This is a genomic window from Actinomycetospora lemnae (assembly GCF_028737315.1).
GTDB lineage: Bacteria > Actinomycetota > Actinomycetes > Mycobacteriales > Pseudonocardiaceae > Actinomycetospora > Actinomycetospora lemnae.
Genome location: NZ_JAQZAO010000027.1, coordinates 1 through 3224, shown reverse-complemented (window position 1 = coordinate 3224; position 3224 = coordinate 1). Strand labels below are relative to the sequence as shown.

The following is a 3224-nucleotide window of genomic DNA, read 5'->3' as shown; positions in this document are numbered from 1 at the left end:
GTCTGAATGTATAGGACGGTGGGAGGGAACGCGGGGAAGTGAAACATCTCAGTACCCGCAGGAGAAGAAAACAACAGTGATTCCGTGAGTAGTGGCGAGCGAAAGCGGAAGAGGCTAAACCCCGCCAGTGTGAGAGCCGGCAGGCGTTGCTGGTGGGGTGTTGTGGGGCGTCATTGACCAGTGCTGCCGTGCTGGTGCGATGGTTGTGTGGTGTTAGTCGAAGGCGTTGGGACGCGTCGGCGTAGAGGGTGAGACCCCCGTAGACGAAAACATCATGCACGTCGTTGTGGCGTGCCCGAGTAGCAGCGAGCCCGTGTAATTCGCTGTGAATCTGCCGGGACCACCCGGTAAGCCTAAATACTCCCTGGTGACCGATAGCGGACGAGTACCGTGAGGGAAAGGTGAAAAGTACCCCGGGAGGGGAGTGAAATAGTACCTGAAACCGTGTGCCTACAAGCCGTCAGAGCCTCCGCCTCGTGCGGGGTGATGGCGTGCCTTTTGAAGAATGAGCCTGCGAGTTAGCGGTACGTGGCGAGGTTAACCCGTGTGGGGTAGCCGTAGCGAAAGCGAGTCCGAACAGGGCGTTTCTAGTCGCGTGCTCTAGACCCGAAGCGGAGTGATCTACCCATGGCCAGGGTGAAGCGCCGGTAAGACGGCGTGGAGGCCCGAACCCACCAGGGTTGAAAACCTGGGGGATGAGCTGTGGGTAGGGGTGAAAGGCCAATCAAACTCCGTGATAGCTGGTTCTCCCCGAAATGCATTTAGGTGCAGCGTCGCGTGGTACTCACCGGAGGTAGAGCACTGGTTGGCCTAGGGGGCCTACAAGCTTACTGAAGTCAGCCAAACTCCGAATGCCGGTGAGCGTGTAGCGCGGCAGTGAGACGGCGGGCGATAAGGTTCGTCGTCGAGAGGGAAACAGCCCAGATCGCCGGCTAAGGCCCCTAAGCGTGCGCTAAGTGGGAAAGGATGTGGGATCGCCCAGACAACCAGGAGGTTGGCTTAGAAGCAGCCATCCTTGAAAGAGTGCGTAATAGCTCACTGGTCAAGTGGTCCTGCGCCGACAATGTAGCGGGGCTCAAGCGCACCGCCGAAGCCGCGGCAACACCACGTGAACACTCTCGTCGGCCTTTGTGGTCGTCGGGTGGTGGTGGTGTTGGGTAGGGGAGCGTCATGCGGGCGGTGAAGCGGCGGAGTGATCCAGCCGTGGAGCCCGTGTGAGTGAGAATGCAGGCATGAGTAGCGATAGCAGAGTGAGAAACTCTGCCGCCGGATGACCAAGGGTTCCTGGGCCAGGTTTTTCCGCCCAGGGTGAGCCGGGACCTAAGGCGAGGCCGACAGGCGTAGTCGATGGACAACGGGTTGATATTCCCGTGCTCGTGTAGGCGCGTCCCTGGCGAGCCCAGGTGTGCTAACCGCCCGAACCCCGGCTGTCTCCTTCGGGAGCAGCTCGGGGGGAGCGCGGGACCCCGCCTGGTAGTAGCCAAGCGATGGGGTGACGCAGGAGGGCAGCTCCGCCAGCTAGTGGTAGTGCTGGTGCAAGCGTGTAGGCCGGTGTACAGGCAAATCCGTACACCATGAGGCTGAGACGTGACGCATAGCCGTTTGAGGCGAAGCAGAGTGATCCCATGCTGCCGAGAAAAGCCTCTAGCGAGTTCCTACGCGACCCGTACCCCAAACCAACACAGGTGGTCAGGTAGAGAATACCGAGGCGTTCGAGCGAACTGTGGTCAAGGAATTCGGCAAAATGCCCCCGTAACTTCGGGAGAAGGGGGGCCCTGTCCCGTGAAACCCCTTGCGGGTTAGCGGGGTGGGGCCGCAGAGACCAGGGGGAAGCGACTGTTTACTAAAAACACAGGTCCGTGCGAAGTCGCAAGACGATGTATACGGACTGACGCCTGCCCGGTGCTGGAACGTTAAGGGGACCGGTTAACCGTAAGGTGAAGCTGAGAACTTAAGCGCCAGTAAACGGCGGTGGTAACTATAACCATCCTAAGGTAGCGAAATTCCTTGTCGGGTAAGTTCCGACCTGCACGAATGGCGTAACGACTTCCCCGCTGTCTCGACCACAGACTCGGCGAAATTGCACTACGAGTAAAGATGCTCGTTACGCGCGGCAGGACGGAAAGACCCCGGGACCTTCACTACAGCTTGGTATTGGTGCTCGGTTCGGCTTGTGTAGGATAGGTGGGAGACTGGGAAGCGGCCACGCCAGTGGTCGTGGAGTCGCCGTTGAAATACCACTCTGGTCGAATTGGGCATCTAACCTCGGACCATGATCTGGTCCAGGAACAGTGCCTGGTGGGTAGTTTAACTGGGGCGGTTGCCTCCCAAAGGGTAACGGAGGCGCCCAAAGGTTCCCTCAGCCTGGTCGGCAACCAGGTGTCGAGTGCAAGTGCACAAGGGAGCTTGACTGTGAGACCGACGGGTCGAGCAGGGACGAAAGTCGGGACTAGTGATCCGGCACCACCAGGTGGATGGGGTGTCGCTCAACGGATAAAAGGTACCCCGGGGATAACAGGCTGATCTTGCCCAAGAGTCCATATCGACGGCATGGTTTGGCACCTCGATGTCGGCTCGTCGCATCCTGGGGCTGGAGTAGGTCCCAAGGGTTGGGCTGTTCGCCCATTAAAGCGGTACGCGAGCTGGGTTTAGAACGTCGTGAGACAGTTCGGTCCCTATCCGCCGCGCGCGCAGGAGACTTGAGGAAGGCTGTCCCTAGTACGAGAGGACCGGGACGGACGAACCTCTGGTGTGCCAGTTGTCCCGCCAGGGGCACGGCTGGTTGGCTACGTTCGGAAAGGATAACCGCTGAAGGCATCTAAGCGGGAAGCCTGTTCCAAGATGAGGTCTCCCACCCTTCGAGGGTTAAGGCCCCCACCAGACCAGTGGGTTGATAGGCCAGACATGTAATCGCCGCAAGGCGTTCAGTGGACTGGTACTAATAGGCCGAGGACTTGCCCACACACCCATCAAGACTCACGGCAAGCCCAACTGCGCACGAAATAACGAAACACTGCTGTTCGCGTCCACTGTGCATATCCCAACGACCACACACCCCACCCCACACTCGTGGGGGTGGTGGGGTGTTCCGGTGGTCACAGCGGAGGGGAAACGCCCGGACCCATCCCGAACCCGGAAGCTAAGCCCTCCAGCGCCGATGGTACTGCGACCGACAGGTCGTGGGAGAGTAGGACACCGCCGGAACACCCGACCACCCCCACACC

General features: G+C 59.8%; 2 rRNA genes. Both read left to right on the top strand.

Features of this window, described 5'->3' with window-relative positions:
• A 23S ribosomal RNA gene (locus PGB27_RS29305) occupies positions 1-2962 on the top strand; the annotation flags it as partial.
• A 125-nt stretch (positions 2963-3087) separates the two neighbouring features.
• Positions 3088-3204, top strand: a 5S ribosomal RNA gene (rrf, locus tag PGB27_RS29300).
• Positions 3205-3224: the final 20 nt, after the last annotated feature.